The 20595-nt window shown below is 47.3% G+C and carries 17 protein-coding genes and 1 pseudogene; 7 read left to right on the plus strand and 11 right to left on the minus strand.

The features are described 5' to 3' along the window. Positions 1-188: 188 nt before the first annotated feature. The 4 genes from QUA74_RS03790 to QUA74_RS03805 form a co-directional block, all read right to left on the minus strand. Positions 189-1502, minus strand: coding sequence for an ABC transporter substrate-binding protein (locus QUA74_RS03790; RefSeq protein ID WP_333325086.1), 1314 nt, complete (start codon positions 1500-1502; stop codon positions 189-191). Positions 1503-1687: 185 nt separating this feature from the next. Then, positions 1688-1819 carry a hypothetical protein gene (locus QUA74_RS03795; RefSeq protein WP_333325088.1) on the minus strand — a complete coding sequence of 44 codons (132 nt, stop codon included), beginning with the start codon at positions 1817-1819 and terminating at the stop codon, positions 1688-1690. 382 nt (positions 1820-2201) lie between these two features. Next, the gene (locus tag QUA74_RS03800) at positions 2202-3536 is read right to left on the minus strand and encodes a DUF4912 domain-containing protein (RefSeq protein ID WP_333325091.1); all 1335 of its coding nucleotides are present in this window, start codon (positions 3534-3536) and stop codon (positions 2202-2204) included. Positions 3537-3634: 98 nt separating this feature from the next. Further along, a complete protein-coding gene (locus tag QUA74_RS03805) occupies positions 3635-3898 on the minus strand; it encodes a hypothetical protein (protein WP_333325094.1) in 264 nt (87 codons plus the stop codon). A gap of 399 nt (positions 3899-4297) precedes the next feature. On the opposite strand from QUA74_RS03805, the gene cysS reads away from it, so the two are divergent. Further along, the gene (gene cysS / locus QUA74_RS03810) at positions 4298-6085 is read left to right on the plus strand and encodes a cysteine--tRNA ligase (RefSeq protein ID WP_333325097.1); all 1788 of its coding nucleotides are present in this window, start codon (positions 4298-4300) and stop codon (positions 6083-6085) included. 91 nt (positions 6086-6176) lie between these two features. Here cysS and QUA74_RS03815 read toward each other — a convergent pair whose 3' ends face one another. Then, entirely contained in the window at positions 6177-7127 is a 951-nt protein-coding gene (locus QUA74_RS03815; protein WP_333325099.1) for an alpha/beta fold hydrolase, read from the minus strand. Positions 7128-7151: 24 nt separating this feature from the next. Then, entirely contained in the window at positions 7152-7466 is a 315-nt protein-coding gene (locus QUA74_RS03820) for a helix-turn-helix transcriptional regulator (protein WP_333325102.1), read from the minus strand. An 80-nt stretch (positions 7467-7546) separates the two neighbouring features. Here QUA74_RS03820 and QUA74_RS03825 point away from each other — a divergent pair, with 80 nt between their 5' ends. Beyond that, complete coding sequence (locus tag QUA74_RS03825) at positions 7547-8659, plus strand: AI-2E family transporter (protein ID WP_333325105.1); 1113 nt, start codon at positions 7547-7549, stop codon at positions 8657-8659. A 63-nt stretch (positions 8660-8722) separates the two neighbouring features. On the opposite strand, the gene QUA74_RS03830 is transcribed toward QUA74_RS03825, so the two are convergent. Next, entirely contained in the window at positions 8723-9658 is a 936-nt protein-coding gene (locus QUA74_RS03830; RefSeq protein ID WP_333325107.1) for an OmpA family protein, read from the minus strand. A gap of 240 nt (positions 9659-9898) precedes the next feature. Between QUA74_RS03830 and QUA74_RS03835 the strand changes: the two genes are divergently transcribed. Both QUA74_RS03835 and QUA74_RS03840 read left to right on the plus strand, forming a co-directional pair. Beyond that, on the plus strand, positions 9899-10570 hold the full coding sequence (locus tag QUA74_RS03835; RefSeq protein ID WP_333325108.1) for a hypothetical protein: 672 nt from the start codon (positions 9899-9901) through the stop codon (positions 10568-10570). 44 nt (positions 10571-10614) lie between these two features. Next, on the plus strand, positions 10615-12654 hold the full coding sequence (locus QUA74_RS03840) for an abortive infection protein (protein WP_333325110.1): 2040 nt from the start codon (positions 10615-10617) through the stop codon (positions 12652-12654). A 165-nt stretch (positions 12655-12819) separates the two neighbouring features. Here QUA74_RS03840 and QUA74_RS03845 read toward each other — a convergent pair whose 3' ends face one another. From QUA74_RS03845 to QUA74_RS03860, 4 genes are all read right to left on the minus strand, one after another. Beyond that, positions 12820-14022, minus strand: coding sequence for a DUF4335 domain-containing protein (locus QUA74_RS03845; protein WP_333325113.1), 1203 nt, complete (start codon positions 14020-14022; stop codon positions 12820-12822). Between the two features lie 3 nt (positions 14023-14025). After that, positions 14026-14652: a DUF3038 domain-containing protein gene (locus QUA74_RS03850; RefSeq protein ID WP_333325114.1), complete on the minus strand. Its 627-nt coding sequence runs from the start codon at positions 14650-14652 to the stop codon at positions 14026-14028. A 283-nt stretch (positions 14653-14935) separates the two neighbouring features. Continuing rightward, complete coding sequence (locus QUA74_RS03855; protein ID WP_333325116.1) at positions 14936-15481, minus strand: hypothetical protein; 546 nt, start codon at positions 15479-15481, stop codon at positions 14936-14938. Positions 15482-15554: 73 nt separating this feature from the next. After that, positions 15555-17759, minus strand: a complete 2205-nt coding sequence (locus QUA74_RS03860) for a cation:proton antiporter domain-containing protein (protein ID WP_333325119.1) — start codon at positions 17757-17759, stop codon at positions 15555-15557. 435 nt (positions 17760-18194) lie between these two features. On the opposite strand from QUA74_RS03860, the gene rpsB reads away from it, so the two are divergent. The 3 genes and pseudogenes from rpsB to QUA74_RS03875 all read left to right on the plus strand — a co-directional run. Then, complete coding sequence (gene rpsB / locus QUA74_RS03865) at positions 18195-19025, plus strand: 30S ribosomal protein S2 (protein ID WP_333325121.1); 831 nt, start codon at positions 18195-18197, stop codon at positions 19023-19025. Between the two features lie 336 nt (positions 19026-19361). Next, complete coding sequence (gene tsf / locus QUA74_RS03870; RefSeq protein ID WP_333325124.1) at positions 19362-20021, plus strand: translation elongation factor Ts; 660 nt, start codon at positions 19362-19364, stop codon at positions 20019-20021. Between the two features lie 189 nt (positions 20022-20210). Beyond that, positions 20211-20595 (plus strand): annotated as a pseudogene (locus tag QUA74_RS03875) (hypothetical protein); the annotation flags it as partial.

Here is a 20595-nt window from a genome sequence, read left to right on the forward strand (position 1 = left end):
TTCACCTTTATTTAATTTATTTTTGGGCGGGCTAGAAGCCCAACCCCTACTCCCCACAATAGAATTAGCTTTTGTGGAACAGGCAAGATGCCTGTTTCTAACTCTTTGTGGAACAGGCAAGATGCCTGTTTCTAACTCTTTGTGGAACAGGCAAGATGCCTGTTTCTGACAGAGGCAAGATGTCAAATTTACGAAGCTTGGGGTTGTTTCAAACTGCCTAATAAATTGCGAGTTTCGCTAGCTGCTGCTTTCATTGCTTGTTCTGCACTCATTCTCCCGGTAAAAGCTGAACTCAAATAACGCTGCAAAATATCAGAAGCTTGAGCGTATTGTGCCAGGGGCGGGCGCAAAGCTGACCGTTCCACTACTTTTAGCAGTTGCGGGTAGTGGGGATATTTGGCGACTATTTCTTTGTTGGTAAATAGGGATTTGTAACTGGGAATTAAACCTGTTTCTAAAATAAATTTGCGTTGGGTTTCCTCGCTGGTAAGGTACTGAATTGCTTTCCAGGCTTGTTCTGGATGTTTTGAGGTTTTGGCAATTCCCCAGCCCCAGCCGCCCAAGCAGGAACCGCCTGTTTTACCCGTACTGCTGAGCATTGGCTCGATCGCAATTTTGCCTCTAACATTCGATCCTTCGGCATTTGCCAGCTTCCAAACATACGGCCAGTTTCGCAAAAACAGCGCTTTGCCATTTTGAAACAACAGCCGGGTTTCTTCTTCGCCGTAGGTGGTGACACCCGGAGGAGAAATGCCCGAGGCGATCGTATTTTTGAGAAATTCCACTGCTTTAATTGCTTCTGGTTTATCTAACCCAACTTCAAAAGTTTGAGGGTTTGCCCAGAAGCCGCCGAAACCGGAAAGCACCTCGACAAACATCGCAGAGACTCCCTCGTATTGTTTGCCTTGCCACAGATAACCCCAAGTTGCTTTTCCCTGTTTTTGCAAGTTTTGAGATATTTTTACCATCTCTTCAAAGGTTTTCGGCGCTGGAATTTTCGCTTGTTCTAAAATGTCTTTGCGGTAGTAAAGCATTCCGGCATCGGAAGCGTGGGGAATTCGGTAAAGTTTGCCCCGATACCGTCCGCCTTCGACGTTACCTTGGATGAATTTTGATAGTTGTTCGGGGGAAATTCTGTCTGTCAAATCGCTTACCCAACCTGCGGCTGCAAATTTGGGAACCCAGACAATATCCATGTTGATGATGTCGTAGGGCGATTCGCCTAAAAGAAAGGCAGATGTGTAAAGATTTTCTATGAGGTTGCTGTCAAAAGGCCCTTCTATGAGGTTGATGCGAATGTCGGGGTTTTTCTGTTCAAATTCTTTGACAAAGGGTCTCCAGTTAACAAGGTCTTGACCTTGCATTAACATGGTGAGCACGACTGGCTGTTGAGTCAGTGCCGGCAGAATAAATAAAAGCAAGACGGTGGCTAATGTGACAGCGAATAAGGCTAAAAGGCGAGGCTTCTGCCTTCGTTGCGGCGGGGAATTTATTTTTTGCATTTGTTTTTGAGAAGTGGCTGTGCGATCGCCTTATTTCTCTGATAACTCGCTTTCTTTTGTTTCGCTGGATTTAGCGAGTTTGTGCAATAAAAATTTAAGTAAACTTTAGCTTACTTAATAATGCTTGAGTGAAGAACCCAAATTTTGATTTAACAATCTTGATCGCGAGTTAAGCCAACATCTATCTACAGATAGATATTGAGATAATTGTCTAATATAGCAGTTGTCAATCGGATGAAACTCACATCTTGCACCATTGTCAAGAACAGGCAAGATGCCTGTTCCACAATGAAATTCATCTCTTGTGGAACAGGCATCTTGCCTGTTCCTAAACAAGTAATTAAGAATGGTGCAATATCTCAGATGAAACAAAGTAGGGACTTATGCCCAGCCTAATTCCCTACAAAGGCTCGCATACAATCTATATTTATCCCTATTTTTAAGAATTGGTATAACTTTTGCCGATCGCCCGACCCACGATCTATTCTGCTATAAAAACCCGGTTTCTGAGTAAGTCCTAAATACAAAAAACACCGCTCCTCAAAACAGGAGAACGGTGCATAGGGGGTGTTATGGGTTGTTGTCTGGGATTAACCTTAACAAATCACGATCGGCTGAGGCTATGGCTTGTGATGGTTCAAAAATTGGCACAAACCTGAATGATTGCCCGCCGCTCGATCGACCTTTCTACCTTTGGGATTAGCCCAACCATTCGACCACAGCATCTTGCTTGCTATTGGTGCGCCGTTCTGGGGTTTCGCGGTTGAATTTCAAGTGGATGGCGCGGTTTTGTTCACCGTCTGCTGCTACTGCAAAAATCGGATAGTCGATTAAGCCGTCTTGGAAGGACATCTGGAAGCGGAAAGTGCCGTCAGCATTGAGTTTAATCGGCTGTCCGCCTACGTAGACTGTGGCGTCGGGCTCGGTGGCGCCGTAGACGATCAGTTCGGCGTCAGCAACTAACCAGAACTGGCGGGGGCGCATCGGGGCGGCGAAGCCAACTCCCGACATACCAACACCTGACATACCGAAACCGGACATCGTGAGGCCCGACATACCGACACCCGACATGGTGAGGCCGGACATACCGACACCCGACGCGGTGAGGCCGGACATGGTGGGAGCCGCCCACATTCCGACGCCGGAGGGGAACACGTAGGAACTGAGAGCTTGTTCGTGGATGCCGACTTGCTGGACCGAACCGGCGACGTGCTGCATGGAACCGAAGATAGAACCCGCTACCCGCAGGGATTCGGCAGATTCTGCCATGCCGAAGATTTGTTCGTATATAGCATTTTCGGTGCTGAAACCGAAGCCATTGGCTGCTTGTGCCATTTTCTTTGCCGGAGGAACCAGTTCGGCGAAGGTTTTGCCTTGCAACTCTTCTTCCCAATCGAGGGTGATGAATTGATCTTCAATCCAGTCGCTGGGATAGACGGGAGGAACGCGGACTTGGGCCGATCGAGCTAATACCAGCCAGCGGCCATCTGCACAGCGGTAGCCGATGTCGATCGCGTAGTCCCGATCGCTCACGGGGATTGGCACGTACCATTCCCGCGCCAGTTCGTCGCAGGGATATTCTTGAATGCTGTGCGGGCTTTGGATGTCGAGGTTAACATCTGTAACGTCGTAGATCCGCAGGGCGAGTTGCTGTCCTCCTTGGCGGCGCAATTCTTCTTTGCGAGCGTTGGGAATGTCCCAGTAAGTGTAAGCCCATTCTGGGTCGCGGGGCATTAAAACAACCCGGCTTTCGCCGTAGCCGTTGGGCAAATCTGCTAAACCTTCATCTACAGACGACAAAGAACCACCTGTTCTATCTTCTTGACCGAGTTCAAACTTTGCTGCTTCCACTGCTTCTTGTGCCTCTAGTTTGCGAGATGGGCTGTAGGAAAATTTGGTGCGCTGAATTTCTTGAATTGATGCCAGGAGTTGCGATTTCCGCATCCGGCTGTAGCGAGAGACTCCACATTCGCTAGCAACTCTGCGGAGTTGTCGCAAAGTCATCTCTTCTAATGGTGGGCGTTCTTTTGCCATGAGTTTGTTCTCCACTAATTTGGGATGGCGGGTTAGATTTTTCCGTTCAACACAAATGTGTTGAATTTTTGAGTTAGAAACTCTTTTAAATGCAAATATTATCGAGCTTCCAAATCTCTCCAACCTTTGAAGCCTTGCTTGTTTTTAGCTTGTCTTGTCCCCAATGCGATCGGGGGTTTGGACTTATTGGCTTCTGCGCGCACCGTCCGATCTAAATAAAGCTTTATCTGTCGATTCTTGATTGACAAGATCGATTTTGTGAGTGCGACCGGTGCTGCTAGCAACGCTGTGCTGGCAGCACACGCGCTATTCGACTCCCAGGGCTGCTTAATCCAAGCATTTCTTTGGGATCGCTTTGTCATGACTTAATGTTGCAGACAAGTTGCGATCGGGTCAAGGGGTCTTTTGCCTCAATCCTGGGTAGTTATACGCATTTTCGTGAGTTTGGGGATCAATATGTCAAGATTTCATGACAATGCGGTGCCAGCGGGGATCGTCCCAGAAACTATTGTCAAGATTCCCTGACATAAATTAGATGTAAGATTGAGTCGGCTGGGGCGGTAGTATAGATAGAAGAGATTGAGTACCAAATTTCCTAGGCTGGCACTTCGGCGATCGCAACTACAAACCAACAGTTCTGAAGGCAAAAATGGTTTGACGCGCTACTGATACAGATAAGGTGGGCACTGCACACCCTACACATAGAGGTTCTGCGTAAATCTTGTAAGATCTAAAATCTAAAATCTAAAATCTAAAATCGAATGACTATAACGCTTTACAACAGCTTGACTCGCCGCGAATCACCTTTTGAGCCCCTCGAACCAGGAAAGGTGCGGATGTATTGCTGCGGCGTTACGGTATACGATTACTGCCACGTCGGCCACGCCCGCGCTTACATTGTTTGGGACATGGTGCGGCGTTATCTGATGTGGCGGGGATACGATGTGCGCTACGTGCAGAATTTTACAGATATTGACGACAAAATTCTCAACCGCGCCCGCGAAACCAATTCCACAATGGAAGCCGTGGCGGAACGCTTCATAGATGAATATTTCGTAGATATGGACAAGCTGAATATTCTCAGGGCCGATGAATATCCCCGCGCCACCCATACAATCGACGGCATTAAACGGCTGATTCACGAATTAGAAAATAAAGGTTATGCCTATGCTTCCGGCGGCGACGTTTACTACAACGTGAGGCAGTTTGCCGATTACGGAAAACTTTCGGGCCGCAAGTTGGAAGAAATGCAGGCCGGGGCTAGCGGGAGATTAGAAACTGAAGAAATAGAAGCTCAAAAAAAGCAAGATTCCTCTGATTTTGCCCTGTGGAAAAGTGCTAAGCCGGGAGAACCTGCTTGGGATTCATCTTGGGGAAAAGGTCGCCCCGGATGGCACATCGAATGTTCGGCTATGGTGCGCGATTGCTTGGGCGAAACTATTGACATTCACTGCGGCGGTTCCGATTTAACTTTTCCGCACCATGAAAACGAAATTGCTCAATCTGAAGCCGCCACTGGCAAGTCGCTTGCTAATTATTGGATGCACAATGCTTTTGTGACTGTCAATGGCAAAAAGATGTCGAAATCTTTGCACAATTTTATTACAATTCGCGATTTGTTGGATGGGAATTGGTCGGGCGATACAGCTTTGGAAGGAAGCGAGAACTCAAAAGCGGTGGAACCGATGGCGGTGAGGCTGTTTGTGTTAACAGCGCACTACCGGAGTCAAATTGATTTTACCGAAGAGGCGATCGCCTCTGCAAAAAATGGCTGGCACACTCTTAAAGAAAGCCTACTTTTTGGTGATTTGCACGGTTCCCAATTGGACTGGGATTCAGATAAAATTCTGAAATCGCCCATAGGGGAGAGTGAGGCTGTACAGCAATTTAGAGCAGCGATGGATGATGATTTCAATACTCCTAATGCTTTAGCTGTTGTGTTTGAATTGGCGAAGGAATTGCGGCGCGAAAGCAATATAATTGTACATGGGGGAAAAACGGAAATGCCTTCGGAAGTGTTGCAACAAAAGTGGCAGACTCTGGTTAAGTTAGCCGAAGTTTTAGGATTTAGAAAACCCAGACTCGTCCCGCTAAGTGCGACTATCAATATCCCTTCCGCATCTTTCAGTATTAATAAATTTGAAATCATTAGCGGATTAACTGATGAGGAGATTGAGGTGATGATTCAGCAGCGGAAAGATGCCCGAAAAGCTAAGAATTTCGCTGAGGGCGATCGCATTCGCAACGAACTTAAGGATCGGGGCATTACTCTGATCGATCAAAAAGATGGTACAACAACTTGGAGTCGCCCCAGACACCACGTGCTAAGTGGGGATATCGATCTCGATCTCAAATTGTCCGGTATTGGTGAAGGTAAAATCATTAGGGGATTAACTGATAAGGAGATTGAGGTGATGATTCAGCAGCGGAAAGATGCCCGAAAGGCTAAGAATTTCGCTGAGGGCGATCGCATTGACAACGAACTTAAGGATCGGGGCATTACTCTGATCGATCAAAAAGATGGTACAACAATTTGGCATCGCAGTTGAAATTTAGAGTTTTTTAACCGCAGATGAACGCGGATAAACGCAGATGAAATTCCATCCGCCTTCATCTGTGTTCATCTGCTGATATCTACGGTTAAAAACTCCCATTCACAAACTCCGCAACAGCCGCGACAAATTCTGCGGTTGATTCGTAGGGCAAAACATTGCGCCCCGGCATTAATAAACCTTCCGCATTGGGAAAATGCGCTAAATATTGCGCTAATCTTTCATCCGGTTTCTCTTCCTTACCCGCTTGACTGATGCTTGAGGCTTTTTCTCCCATCACAATGAGTGCGGGTCGATCGAACTTTTGAATCGTACCGCTGTAATCCTGGCGCCAAAACCCCGCTAAAAACGAGAAAACCGCGTGCCGGCTGTCAGGATTTGCCGCCCCAGCCTGCAAAGCATCCAACCATTGGCTGTCAACTTGTGCCGCATCGCCAAACAGTTGTTTCACAGAAAAAGAACGCAAAAACTCAGCGCGTCTGGCGTAGCGATAAAAAGCGTTTCCCAACGGAGAATTTAACAAATTCCAGACAATTCGTTGCTGTCTTTCTGTCGAATGTTTGTTCATCACCGCCCAAGCTGGAGGCCCTGCGAGAACTAAGCCACGAATTAAATTGGAGCCGCTTTCCTGCTGCATTTTTGCTAAAGCCAAGGCTACAGACAGTAAAGCACCTTGCACGAGTACGATCGCAGGTTTTTTGACTACAGTTTCCAAGAAATACTGCAACTGTGCAGCCCAATCGTCAGGATAGCAAGCCACAGCCGGCATTTCGCAATCGCCGCAGCCCAAAAGGTCGGGATTATAAATCGGATTACTGTTCCCTGCTTTGTACCAACTATCACAAAATCTATGCCAAAAGATTCTTGACAAACCAACTCCTATCGGATGAATTAATAACAAAGGGATGCTATCTTCTGTCGCAGTAGTTGGGTGGTAAATCTCGTAAGCACAGCGATAATTTTGCCATTCGTAAAACAGCGTTGGGGATTTTATAGACGAAATGGCGGACAAATCTTGGGTTGAATATTGCGGCTGCATATTAATCTTTTAATTTTTAATGTACTATGCTACGACAATGCGAGTTTGAGCTTGGACATTTGGTTGCGAGTGGGCAATACGAATCTCTACATTGCTGCCGAGTGCGTTGAGAAAACTAAATAGGCGTTCTGTAGAGAACTCGGATAATTTACCGCGCATTAGTGCTAATATCTTGGGTCGATCGATTCCTAAGAGCTTTTCTGCTTCAGTCTGGCTTAGTTGGCGTTCGGAAATTAACTCACTGATTTGATGAGCTAGTTGTGCCTTAATCAATAATTCATCAGGATTGGGGAGCCATAAGTCAGCAAAGACATTCCCACTGCTTGAATGCACTTTCATAATCTTAATTGTAACTTATATCATATCGTTTATTATAAAATCAAGGCTGAGACGAGCGCCAAAAATATAATTACTTCATCATGTCAGAACAGCGGATAACCATTTCTTTACCTAACTTGCTGCTGATTGTAGCATCGTCCTTGCTGCTAGTGCTGCTGTGGCAATTGCGGAGCCTGCTAGTAATTCTAATGATATCAGTCGTGCTGGCCGCATCGATCGTCCCGATCGTTAATTGGGCCGAAACCATGCGAGTTCCCCGCTGGCTGGCGGTGATTATGGTTTATTTAACTCTCATCGGCGGATTTAGCGGGACGGTAGTGTTAATCGGCCCCACGGTAATCGAACAAATAGAGTTACTGCTGCGGCAGTTACCAGTTTATGTCGAAAGTTTGCGAACTGTGGCAACTAATGTATTGAGTCGGTTGAGCGACGACGCCCCAACCTTGGTGGGTCAGTTGGTGGACACTCAATCGCTGACTAATTGGCTGATTCGATCGAGCCAACAACTGGTTTTGCGATCGTACAGTTTAACGAGAGGCATTCTAGGCGGGGTCTTCAGCCTAGTTTTAGCATTATTTATTTCAGGTTACATGGTTGCCGACAGCGACACATTAATCAAAAGTTTGGTGCAGTTTTTCCCGAAACCTTGGGATGCAAAATTAGCTTCACAAGCGGCGCCAATCGGTCAAAGAATGGGGAGTTATATTCGCGGGCGAGTGTTAGTTTCGGGCATTTTAGGGATATTTATTACCACAGGTTTGAGCGTTTTGGGAATGCCGGAATTTGCTTTAGGCTTGGGTGCGATCGCAGGTGTGACAAACCTGATTCCATTCATCGGGCCAGTATTGGGAGCAGTACCAGCATTAATTGTAGCATTAGCTAAAGGTGGCTGGGTACTTGTGTGGGTATTGCTGTTATTTGTAATCATCCAAAACTTGGAAACTTACGTACTCGATCCTTTGCTGGTTGGTTCATCGGTTGGTGTGCATCCTTTATATCAATTGCTGTCTGTATTGGGAGGCGTTCAAGTATTGGGAATTATCGGAGCTGTAATTGTACCGCCTTGGTTTGCGGGAGTGGCAGCTTTGATTGAGAACTTGTATTTAAAACCGAAACTTATGAGCGAACATCGAGAGACAATAAATCAAGCCAAAAATAATTCTGACTTGCCGCCTGTTACGCCTTCGGCGTGACACTAACTACCTCCTGGACAATTCAACAGAGTATCTACAAATTCGCCGACTAAAGACTAAAAACTAAGGACTAATTGCCACTTCAATGCGGCGGTTGCGCTGCCGATTAGTATCAGAACTATTATCTACCGAAGGGCTACTTTCTCCATAGCCGATCGCCACCCAATGATACTTCTGACCGAGCACACCCGACAAATACTGCACCACAGCCTGAGCCCGCGCAAACGACACATTGCGATTGTCCGCCGCTTCCCCCGCGTCGTCAGTATGGCCGGCAACCCGCACCGTCGCCCCCTCGTGATTGCCCAACTCCGCCACCAAATTGTCCAAAATCGCATTAGTTCCCGCGCGCAAAGAAATGCTGCCAGTATCAAACAAAACATCGCTGGGCAGAGTCACCATCAGCCCATCCCCCCCAAACACCGGATTATTGGCATTCTGTGGGGTAGTATTCACCGTTTCAGGGTTCAGACTCGGGCTGCTGCCGATCGCCGGTAAAGCAGGAACAGGACTTGCCGCCGTTTCCGGCCCCGCCAATTCGCGCGACATCAACTGCAAACGCTTTTCCAAAGTTTCCGTCGGGCGGCTGCTGCCCAACTGACTCTCCAAAGCCGCCGTGCGACCAATCAGCGCGTTGAGTTCGCCCTGCAACTGTCTCAAATCCGACTGCAATTTCTCTCTCTGGGCAGGACTGACTGTTGACTGGGAGGTTGGTGTAGCGGTTGGTGGCGGCAGCGCCGGAATTTGCCTTGCTGGGGCGCGTTTCGGGCTGGAGGTCAAATTTTGAGTTACACGCAGCAATCTCTCTGCCAGCGGCATCTCCGTCGCCCCTGACGGATAAATTTGAGCGATCGCCATCCCCAACACCCACGCAAAACCGCTGCCCACCCCCAGCAGCAGCAGTCGAAAAATCAGCGACAGTACAAGCAAACCTTTTCCCCGCGACTTGGAGACGCGACTGGGGGGGATTGAAGGTTTTTGGTTAAAAGATCGCGTCATATTTCATCCCTCTCGGTGTACAGACCAGATTAATTTCGATACTATCTTACCTATCCGATTTGAAATTTTAGATTTTAGATTTTAGATTTGTCCTCCCATCTCAAATCTAAAAAAGAAACCCGGTTTCTATAAATCTGGGGTTTGGTGGCGAAGCATTGAGGCAGAAACCGGGTGTCTAATCCGTTGCGTGCCAGCCTGAATCTGTTGGATAATTCAGTAAAACTTTTGGAAAAAAAACCGATGACTGACCCTTTAAATAGCCCTTATCCCGTTCCTTGGGAATGGATTAGTGCCACTCATGTTAAAGTGAGCTCAACTGGCGGCACAGGCCTCCGCTATTATCGCAGTCCATCCCTAGTATCAACTAACGGCCAATACGCAGCTTACAGTCGAATTGAGTTGCAAGTGCAGCCGGAATTCTCCCGGTGTCGGGTTAGCAGCGTCATGTTTGTGGAAAATCTCAAAACCGGCGAACTGCAAACAGTGGCGGCTGCTTCGCCACTGGCGGAAAGTGGGATGTATGGTAGCGATGATACAGATATGTCCGGGACGATCGCCATTTTAGTGCCTGTTTCTTGGAATCAAGACGGTTCCCGCATTCTCGCCCGCGAATTTGAAGCACTTTTCAACTCTTCCGATATGTCCGACTACGGTGTCATTTGGGACAAAAATGATAATTACACTTATACCGTTGCTCCCGCTCGCAGTCTTTACACTCATGCTGTATTGTTGGGTTGGAGTCAAGTTTGTCCCGGAAAAGTTCTGTTCCGCGCAGGAAATTTGGGCGATCGATCTTGGCCTCTTTGTGCAGTTGATATGACAGGGCAAACGGTAGCAGTCACCGAGGACAAACCCCTAGTTTTCGGCAGTCAAGCCAGCACAGACTGGATCGAACCTAAAACTCGTTTTTAGATATTATGGCGGCATTTTCTTTGATCGGGCCAACAATTTTTTTAGTGTCAGGTCAGTCTTTCAACCAATTCATTTTGACCCTGGGGCTGATTATTTTAGCTGTTGTTTTTGGTTTAACAGCATTTATTTTTATTCGCATTTTCTTCAATTGGTTGCAGGCGAAATTGGAGAACCGTCGCCTTTTTTTTGGCCGCTCGTTCACAAGAAACACTGGTCATTTAACCGCTGATATTTCACAACCTGAAAAGGTTTTTTTAGAACCTCGATTCGTAGAAAGTGACGGCAATTTAACTGCTACTATTTTTGGAGGCAAAAGCGATATTTCAGCAGCGCTTGAGCCGGAGATAATTTGCGATAATTCGGCATCAGTTGCCTATCTCTACAAGCCGATCGCTCTTTGGCACGGGCGCTTAATTTTGCCGTCACACGAACAGCGCCAGCCCTACGGTACAGTGTTTTTTGAAGTAATCAATGCCCCCAAAAAATATCAAAACTTTATTGGCAAAACAGCATTTTTGAAATGGAGTACAAATCGCGAAGTACAGTTTTTTGCCCACGCAGTAACGCAGGATATCAACTTCACAAAACAGGCTAAAGATAGTAAAAAATCTGGCAACATTCATCCAGATAGATTGAACGGCTGGCGAAATGTAGGCCCTTTAGAAACTCTAGCAGGCAGCAGACTCGAAGACAGCGTGACTGTGATGCTACGCAGGCCAGTAATTGCGATTAATTATAGCAGCAGCGATCGCCATGAACTCACGATCGATCGCGAACCAGTACAAATTATCGGACGTTTCTGCGCCTTAGTCTCAATTTTACAGAGAAAAGAAGCCGACAGCGACAAATTTATTGTCCGGCATTTCAACAAAACATCTCAACAATTTGACAGCGCAGCCGAAATCATTCGGATTCCGCAAGTACAGCCAGACAAAAATGGCGTAGCGAGGTCTACCAATCACCTGATCGAAAAATCGCCATTAAATTCAGACGGCTGGTACATTTACGGCGAAAGAGACGAAGACAGTATATTTGTAGTGCAGGCAATCGAACCCCGCAAAATTGCCCAATTAACACCCGATGAAACACATTTCGGTTTAAAAAAATCTCTGGCTTATTTAAGCAGCAAAAATTGGGAAAATACACCAGCACAAAAAGGGCAAGCAAAAAGAGTATTGTTAACCCCAAATGATGCTACAGAAAACGCTTCCATCTCTCCTTGGCAAGAAGGAGATATCGGGATAGTGATTCACAGTTTCGGGGGTATCGGTGGCAAAAAAGGCGAACGGCCACCGCTGGGAATTGTCACCGGACATTTTGCTTTCGGAGTAGCAAAAGTGGTGCGCGATCGCTTTACCAGCGAACTGCGTTTTGACATAGAATACAAACAAGTTTACGCCCACAATCCCGACGGAATTGTTGCCGGTTCCAGCAAATGGCAAAGCTACATGGGAGACTTGCAGCGCGGCTGGTTGGGCGATCGCCCGGTTTGCGATATCATCTGTAAATTAGACTGCGTGTGTTGCGACTACGATTTTGACGGCATCACCTTGTCGCCTTTAACCGAATTAAACCAGCAACTAGATATCATGATGGCCCGTTACCGCAGCGGAGACGGCACCGGCGCAAGTTTAGTGACGCCAGCAACTTCTTGCGTCCAAGATTCAAGTCAGGCAATTTACGCGACAATTAAAAAAATCACTTCCGAAATAGAGTCAAATCCTCAGATTCAAGACTGGTTGAAAACACATCCCACCGATGCACAAACCCAAAGATTTCACCAGTTAGTAGCATTAGGAGAAAGTTTAGAAACAGTATTAATGCCCCTCGGTATTGTTCGTCCAGATTGGCGCAAAAATTCCAGATTAGCGGGGATTGATTCTGAATTGAAAAAAACCTTTTTTGTTGGTATAGCAACCCTGATAAAAGCTGCTATTAGTTACCGCACAATGTTGCCGAGGCGCACCCAAGATGAAATCGCCAAAGTTTTATTAAAACAAGGAGCATTTTTGTGGATAATTCGCACCAATCAAGTCGGAGGATTTGACCCAGATATTGAGCCGATCGCACCTACAGGCTTTTGAGGAATTGGTTTGTAGATGATTCGGCGATTGAAATCGATACTAGAAAAACAAAGTCTGCCTCCGCAGACTAAGAGATTGAGAGGGGTATTAAAGCCGGATTTGGTATCAGTCAACAGTCAACCGTTAACAGTCAACAGTCAACCGTTAACAGTCAACAATCAACCATTACCAAGGAGTGACTAGAACATTGCCGTCTGGTGCCAAAACTACACGGAAATCAGCCAGCGCTTCCGCAGGTGGCCGGGTGCCAACCGGTTTGTAAAGCAACTCAGACAACGGCGTTTCGGATCTCTCGACTGCTGCCGAATTCTCCGACTTGTAACCGACAATCGCCCCGTCTTGGGCCACACTCACCCGATAAACCAACTCCGCATCAACCGGAGGCTGATTCTTCACAACTCCGTCAATTTGCTGGGAAAGTTTGCCCCTCAAAAGCTCAATTTGCCCTGGATCGGTAATGGGCACGGCTGCTGCTTCAGGGCTTGCCAAACCTTCAGCAACAGGACTGGGCGTGCTTTCGGGCGAAGTATTCGACTGCGGTGTGGCCAACGGTGAATCGTCCGACTGCGGTGTGGCCAACGGTGAAGCGTCCGGCTGCGGCGCGGGGATCGGAGTCGGCGAAAGCGATTCAGCGTTCGGAGTTTGAGTCCCAGGCAGCAAACCGTCAGCAGGGGGCGTGGGATTGGGATTAGGCGAACCCGATCCGCCCGGATTCGGTGTCCCCTGATTCTGGCCTGCAGGATTGGGCTGCGGCACCGGATCTCTCTGGCGCTGGACTTCCGGCACCGGCACCAAGAAAAATGCCATCGCAGCCAAAGCCAAACTCGACACCCCCACCACAGCAGGTAAAGTCCGCTTTGCCAAAGGTTCGGCCGACTTGATATAACGCTTGGAAATTGGGGTTAATTGCAGCGACAATTCCGGCAGCGTCTGCGTGTCGGCAAAAAACTGATCGATCGCCTCTACCAAGTCAAATAGCTGTACCGTCGTCAAATCTACTTTTGCCGACAGTTCTGTTTTTTGATCGATTTGGGTTGCGCTGCCTGTGGAGGTGGGTAGAACGGTCAACCGATGCACGTTGCCGTCAATTCTGTGTAACTGCACCATACCCACATTCGGGCCGTAGCGATCGGGATAATGCACTCCGCTCATAAATTCTTGAGCGTAGCTGCTGACGGCCCTCACCAAGCTTTCAAAAAAGTCTCGTCCCCCGCTTAGGGGCTCGCCGAGACCGTTCACATAGCATTCAGCGCTCATTAATATGGAAAGCACCGGTCGTATATCTAACTGGCTGGCTGCCGATCCATCGCTCAACCCTTCTAGAACCAGGGTGCAATTTGGCAGACTGTACTGACGCCTAATAGTCATTTTTTATTCAACTTCTCCATCAAACAGGCTAACCCAGAAGCGCTGCATTCCGGCTGTGCCTGTACAAAATAGCAGTTTGCTCAACAAGTTCAAAGCTAGTTCGTTGAGCTTGTCGTCGGAATCGTAAGCTGCAACTAGCGATCGCTTGGGGTTCATGCGCGATCGAAAGTGAGCTCTAAAGCGTTCTAAATACTCCGCCAGCGGCAGGTTCTGGTTGAGGGGGATATTTCTCGATCGCAACTGCTGCGAGTCTAGCAGCAACTGCCGAATTGTCGCGGTTAACTTGCGCGCCATATTACAGGCGATCGCCACCAGCGCTTTTGCCTCCACAATGGTAAGCGAGCGGCGCTGCGTGTAGCGTCTCAGCGGGTTAGTATTACGCATCAGCCAAAGGGCAACCCGATTTTTGATAATTGATTCCAATTCCAGGTCCTTTGACACTGCCAGCATTTCTTCCGCACCTCCGAGATACAAGGCTTCGATCGCCAGCAACATCAAGTCAATTTGCAATCTGGCCCGGCGGGGACACCCGCCATCGTTCGGCGACAAGTCTGGCAAACTGTCTAAAATTAACGGGTTTGACTGGGTAAGCGAAGTTTCTGACGGCATTAAGATCACGGCAACATCCATTCCAAACAAACTATACGGGCACGGGGGGTCTTGAGCAAGACAAATTCTCAACCAAGAACTTCTCTGGGATACTTTATTTTTATCATTAACTTTTAGGTATATTTTCAATTTAGCAGCAACCGACCGTCGTGGGCGAGTTCCGGCGGCCGGAGTTCGATCGCCCACTCCCCCACCACCGCCCCGCCCCGCTTTGTGATTCCTTGCTTCCTTACGGGAGAAGGGGAGAGTCGGAAAGCGACAAAGAATTACCCATTTCCCATTTCTTATTCTCTATTGGGCTCAATCAATGTTCCTGCTTCTGGGGTTTCGCCGCTGCTTCTCTTTGAGCCGTAAAATCACTAGCAGCCGCCCCATCGGTAAGACTAATTTTTCCCTTGAGGCTTTCTTGCTCGACAATTCCGCGCATTTTAACAGAACTGTTTTGACCGGTTGCTGTGGAGTCGCTGCAACCCGCTAAATTAGGAACCGCACCCGACAAGTTCAATCCTTGAGTTTCCCACTTACCAAGTAGAGAAGGTTTCCCTTGAGCTGTTTTTTCCCTGCCCTCCCTGCTGCCCGATCGCAAATTACCGCTCAAATAAACACCCGATTGCTCAATTGTCAATACCAAAGCATCAGAAGCATCAGATTTAAGACATTCGGGCAAACTTTTAGGATCGAAGCGATAATTTCCCGCAATTGCCGGAGGAGCGTTTAAATTTGTTTCGCCATAAGCAGTTACTACTTTAAACAGCAGTGAAACTGAGCCGATCGCAATCCCGTAAAATGCCAGCGATTTGAGGCTTAAATGATTCATCATCTTGGTAATTAATAATTGGGAATTGGGCATCAAAAACAATCAACTCTCAACTGTAAACTCTCAACTGTCAACTGCCAACTGTCAACAGTCAACCGTCAACTGACTACATTTGAGGAAGTACCGATGCCAAGTGCGATCGCACTCTAACGTAACACCGCGCAATCAGCAGCGAAGAATGACACTGCACAGCCAATTCATCAGTATACTGTCCCAAAGTTTGGCGCTCAATTCCCCACTCCCGACTCGTACCCGCAATAGTCAAATCAGCATTAGCAGAAGCCGCCACCACGGCTTGAATTGGCTCAGCAGCCTCCACAATCGGAGTTTCAATGCGCGATCGCACCTCAACCGGTAACTGATCCATCACTCGCTGAAACTCGTAACTCAGCTCGTTTTCAGCTTCCCCGTCAACCGCCACCCGCAGCACCGTCAAACGGCGTTCCTCGCTATTTACTAACAGTCTCAGCGCCAATTCTAACCCCAAATCATCGTGAATGTTTGCCGCGTAAGGTACTAACAAGTTATTCAACCTTTCCCGGCCTCTGTCAACAAAAATTGCTACATCCACCTTAGCGTTGCTGAGAATTTGGCCGACACGCCCTCCCAAACGGTTGCTGCTAAAAGTAGGTCTGTGCCATCCTACTAAAATCAAATCCGCGCGATCGATCTCCGCAATTTGGGCCGTTTCCCGGGCTACATCATTAGTAACCCGAATGATGGGATGTACAAATTTTCGCCCCTCTGGCAGTTCCAAACTATCAATCAATTCTGATAATTTCGAGCGGCGCTCTTGAATAATGCGATCGGCTTCCGCAGGCGTACTTTCAAAGGCATAGTCATCATTTAATTCTATCAAACTCAGAGGATGAACCGCCGCCGACTGTAAATCGTCACCACCCATACCCGCAGCCGGCTGCGCTAGCGCTACAGCTAGTCGCAGTAAACCTTTCTGCGTGCTGGGATTGGCAACCGGTACTAAAATTCGATAAGTGGGCAGCAATTTGCTAGCAGTTTCTTCGCTGCTGTCAGCAATTTGTGAATCTTCTAATTCTGAATTCTCAGAGTTAACTTCTGAAATATCTAATCTAATTAACCGTTTTGGATAAGTCCACTCCAACAGCGGCGAAGTCATAAAAGTTGTCACTAAAGCCATGATGACTAACATCGTAAATAGCAGCGGCGAAACTACGCCCAGCGAAAGACCGATATTCAGCACAATTAGTTCAGTCAAACCACGAGTATTCATCAGCCATCCCAGCGCTGAAGCTTCGCGGTTGTTGATGCCACAAACTCTCGCCGCAACGTAAGTGCCGACGTATTTGCCGACAATTGCCACTCCCAAAACTGCGGCGCACAGCAGCCACAATTCGGGAGTGTTGAGCAAGCCGATTTGAGTCCGCAACCCGCTATAAGCAAAAAATATGGGCAGCAGAAATATTAGTACAAAATCTTCGGTTTTTTCTGCTAATTCTCTGGTTAATCCCGCATTCTTAGGCATGGCAGCACCCAGCAAAAATGCACCGAAGATTAAATGAATGCCGATCCATTCAGTAATTAAGGCCGAAGCTACAACTCCCATGTAAATTCCCGACAGCACTAACTGTGTTAATCTGCCAGTGCGGTTGTAGTGTTTGGAAAGTCGCTGCAAGAACCAGCGGACTACAGTCAGCATGAAACCGATGTAAATTAAAGATGCAATAATTGTCGGCAAAGCGCCTAACATCGAGTTAGTTCGAGTAACTGCGATCGCTACTGCTAACAAACACCACGCCGTCACGTCATCTACCGCAGCGCAAGTCAAGGCCAGCGTCCCCAATTTTGTATTCTGCAAGTTGTGCTCTGTAATAATTCTGGCCAGCACCGGAAAGGCCGTAATGGACATCGCAGCGCCCAAAAACAAAGCAAAAGCGGTAAAGGAAACGCTATTATTTGAAACGATGGGATACAGCAGCAGTGCGAGCAAGCTTCCCAGGGAAAACGGCACTAGAATGCTGACGTGTGAAGTTAAAATCGCGATATCTAAATTGCTTTTTAGGTACTTTGGATTCAGTTCCAAACCAATCAAAAACATGAAAAATATTAACCCCACCTCAGATAGCACGTTGAGGAAGGGAACGGCCTCGGCTGGAAAAAGTGCTGTTGCTAAATCTGGTGCAACTAAGCCAAACAGAGAAGGCCCAAGCATAATTCCTGCTACAATTTCTCCAATGACTTGAGGTTGTTTGATCGCTCGAAATCCTAAACCTACAAGTCTCGAAAGTGCGATGACAATTAGAACTTCAAGCAGAACGAGAATGGGTATGGGCATGACGTTTTTAGCTTTGGGATTTTTGCGGATCGAGAGGGCAGGCTATTAAAGCTGACTGAATTGCCGATCGAAAAAAATGGATACCAGCTCGATCGAAGGTAGAAGGCACAAGAGGCCCACCAACAACGCCATTCTCTCACAAGCGAACAAAGGCTTTGGCAACCTCCCACCTGCATTTTTCGTTTTTAAGAAGCGCTTGCGAGTAACTTTAACCGCAGCGTGTACACCCCGCACCCAACCCGCGCACTAAATCTCACCTCCGGGTGCAAAGCCAACCCTACGGATATCAGATTGTCAGAAAAAGTAGCGCGCGCTGTGATAAACTAGAAAAGTTGTTTAAATTCGCACATCCGGGTTTTCGGGTGTTTCTAGGGCGCAAACCTTCAGAAATACGACCGGGTGGAGGATTAACCCGAATTAGGAGTTAAAAATACAATGCCAGTAGTCAGTTTGGCTCAAATGTTAGAGTCAGGGGTTCACTTCGGACACCAAACCCGTCGGTGGAACCCGAAAATGTCTCCATACATTTTCACAGAGCGCAACGGGGTTCACATCATCGACCTCGTGCAAACCGCTCAGCTTATGGAAGACGCCTACGAGTACATGAGAGTTGCCTCAGAAAAAGGCAAAAAGTTTTTGTTCGTGGGTACGAAGCGCCAAGCTGCCGGGATTGTAGCCCAAGAAGCTCAACGCTGCGGTGCTTATTACGTCAACCAGCGCTGGCTGGGGGGAATGCTCACCAACTGGACGACGATTAAGTCCCGCGTGGAGCGCCTCAAGGATTTGGAGCGCCGTGAGGAAATCGGCGCCCTCGATTTGCTGCCGAAAAAAGAAGCTTCGGTACTGCGCCGAGAAATGGCAAAACTCCAGAAATATCTGGGCGGGATTAAATCTATGCGGAAGATTCCCGACGGAGTAGTGCTGGTAGACCAACGTCGCGAGTATAATGCGGTGTTGGAATGCCAAAAGTTGGGAATTCCTATCGTCTCTCTGTTGGATACCAACTGCGACCCGGATTTGGTTGACATTGCGATTCCGGCGAATGACGATGCTATTCGATCGATCAAGCTGATTGTCGGCAAGCTGGCTGATGCCATCTACGAAGGTCGTCACGGTCAGCAGGGCGGCGAAGGTGACGAAGACTACGACTACGAAGGTGGTTACGAAGGCACTGAATATGATGTCGAAATCGAAGAATTGGATGACCCCAATTATGTAGATCCCGACGACGCCGCTGACGCTGACGGCGAAGAAACCGAAAGCTAGTATTGCCCTCGGAATCTGACACCAGGAAATTAAAAATTAAAGATTGAAAATTAAAAATAATTATTATTTTTAGTTGGATATTTTTAATTTTTAATTGTACATAGGACGAGTCTAAGTCATTAGTAGAGTTCTGGTAAAAGCCTTCATTCTGTGAGCGCCATAATTAATTATGGCGCTACACATACAAAGTCGATACTAAGATCGACAGGGTATTTCTTCAATTTGGTCTAATCATTAACATTAAAATTAGTGACTAATGGCTAATGACTGATGACTAATGACTAACGACTAATGACTAATGACTAATAACTAATTTTGATTGGGAACTTAAAGAAGATGGCGGACATATCTGCAAAACTTGTTAAAGAACTGCGCGACAAAACCGGCGCGGGCATGATGGACTGCAAAAAAGCCCTCGCTGCAAACGATGGCGATATCGAAACATCCATTGAGTGGCTGCGGAAAAAAGGTCTAGCCGGGGCTGATAAAAAAGCAGGACGAGTTGCTTCAGAAGGGCTTGTAGGTAGCTACATTCATACAGGCGGTCGCGTGGGAGTGCTGGTGGAAGTTAACTGCGAAACAGATTTTGTGGCACGCCGCGAAGAATTCCAAACTTTGGTGCGGAATATTGCGATGCAAATTGCAGCTTGCCCGAATGTGGAATACGTGAAAGTTGAAGATATCCCACCCGAAATTGTCGAAAGAGAAAAGGCAATTGAAATAGGCAAGGACGACTTGGGCAACAAGCCGGACAACATCAAAGAAAAGATTGTTCAAGGGCGCATTGACAAGCGCATGAAAGAGTTATCTTTGATGGATCAGCCTTTTATTAGAGATCAGAATATCTCGGTGGAAGAGTTGGTGAAACAAACCATCTCCCAAATTGGAGAAAATGTCCAAGTGCGCCGCTTCGTGCGCTTTGTCTTGGGCGAAGGCATTGAGAAGGTAGAAGCTAACTTTGCCGATGAAGTGGCAGCCCAAATGGGTGCTCAATAATCCCAACTTAAGATTAAAAATTAAAAATTAAAAATGTGAAACCTGGAATTTTTGCATTTTTAATTTTTAATTTTTACAGGACTTATGGACAGACTATATTTGTAGGGTGTGGACTGCACACCTTACTACTACAGATAGCGTAAGAATTTAGAACTTGCGTAAGTCTTATTTTAATTTTATACGAGAGATATGGTGCGACCAAGAGAGCGAATAGAGCAAGATTTGGCAGGACTCGAAGAGGCTTTAGCAGCCTTGAAGTTGGAGTTTAGCAATACCTATGAAGGTTATTTAACTGCGTTGGGACAAGCGGTGAGGCAGCAGTTAATTTTGGCTTGCTATCACCTTTGCACTCAAGCAGTACCGGAGTCGTTTCTCAAGTTGTCCTTCGAGGGGAGGCAAAAAATGCAGCAGTCTGTAAGGGCTTTGGCTGCGGCGTCGGAGGAAAAATTGCGATCGCTGGTGAGTGAATCAGAAGCAGATGAAGAAATAGAGGAAGAAGAGGAAGAAGAGGAAGAAGAGGAAGAAGAGGAAGAAGAGGAAGAAGAGGAAGAAGAGGAAGAAGAGGAAGAAGAGG

It is taken from the genome of Microcoleus sp. LAD1_D3 (assembly GCF_036702135.1).
Classification (GTDB): Bacteria; Cyanobacteriota; Cyanobacteriia; order Cyanobacteriales; family Microcoleaceae; genus Microcoleus.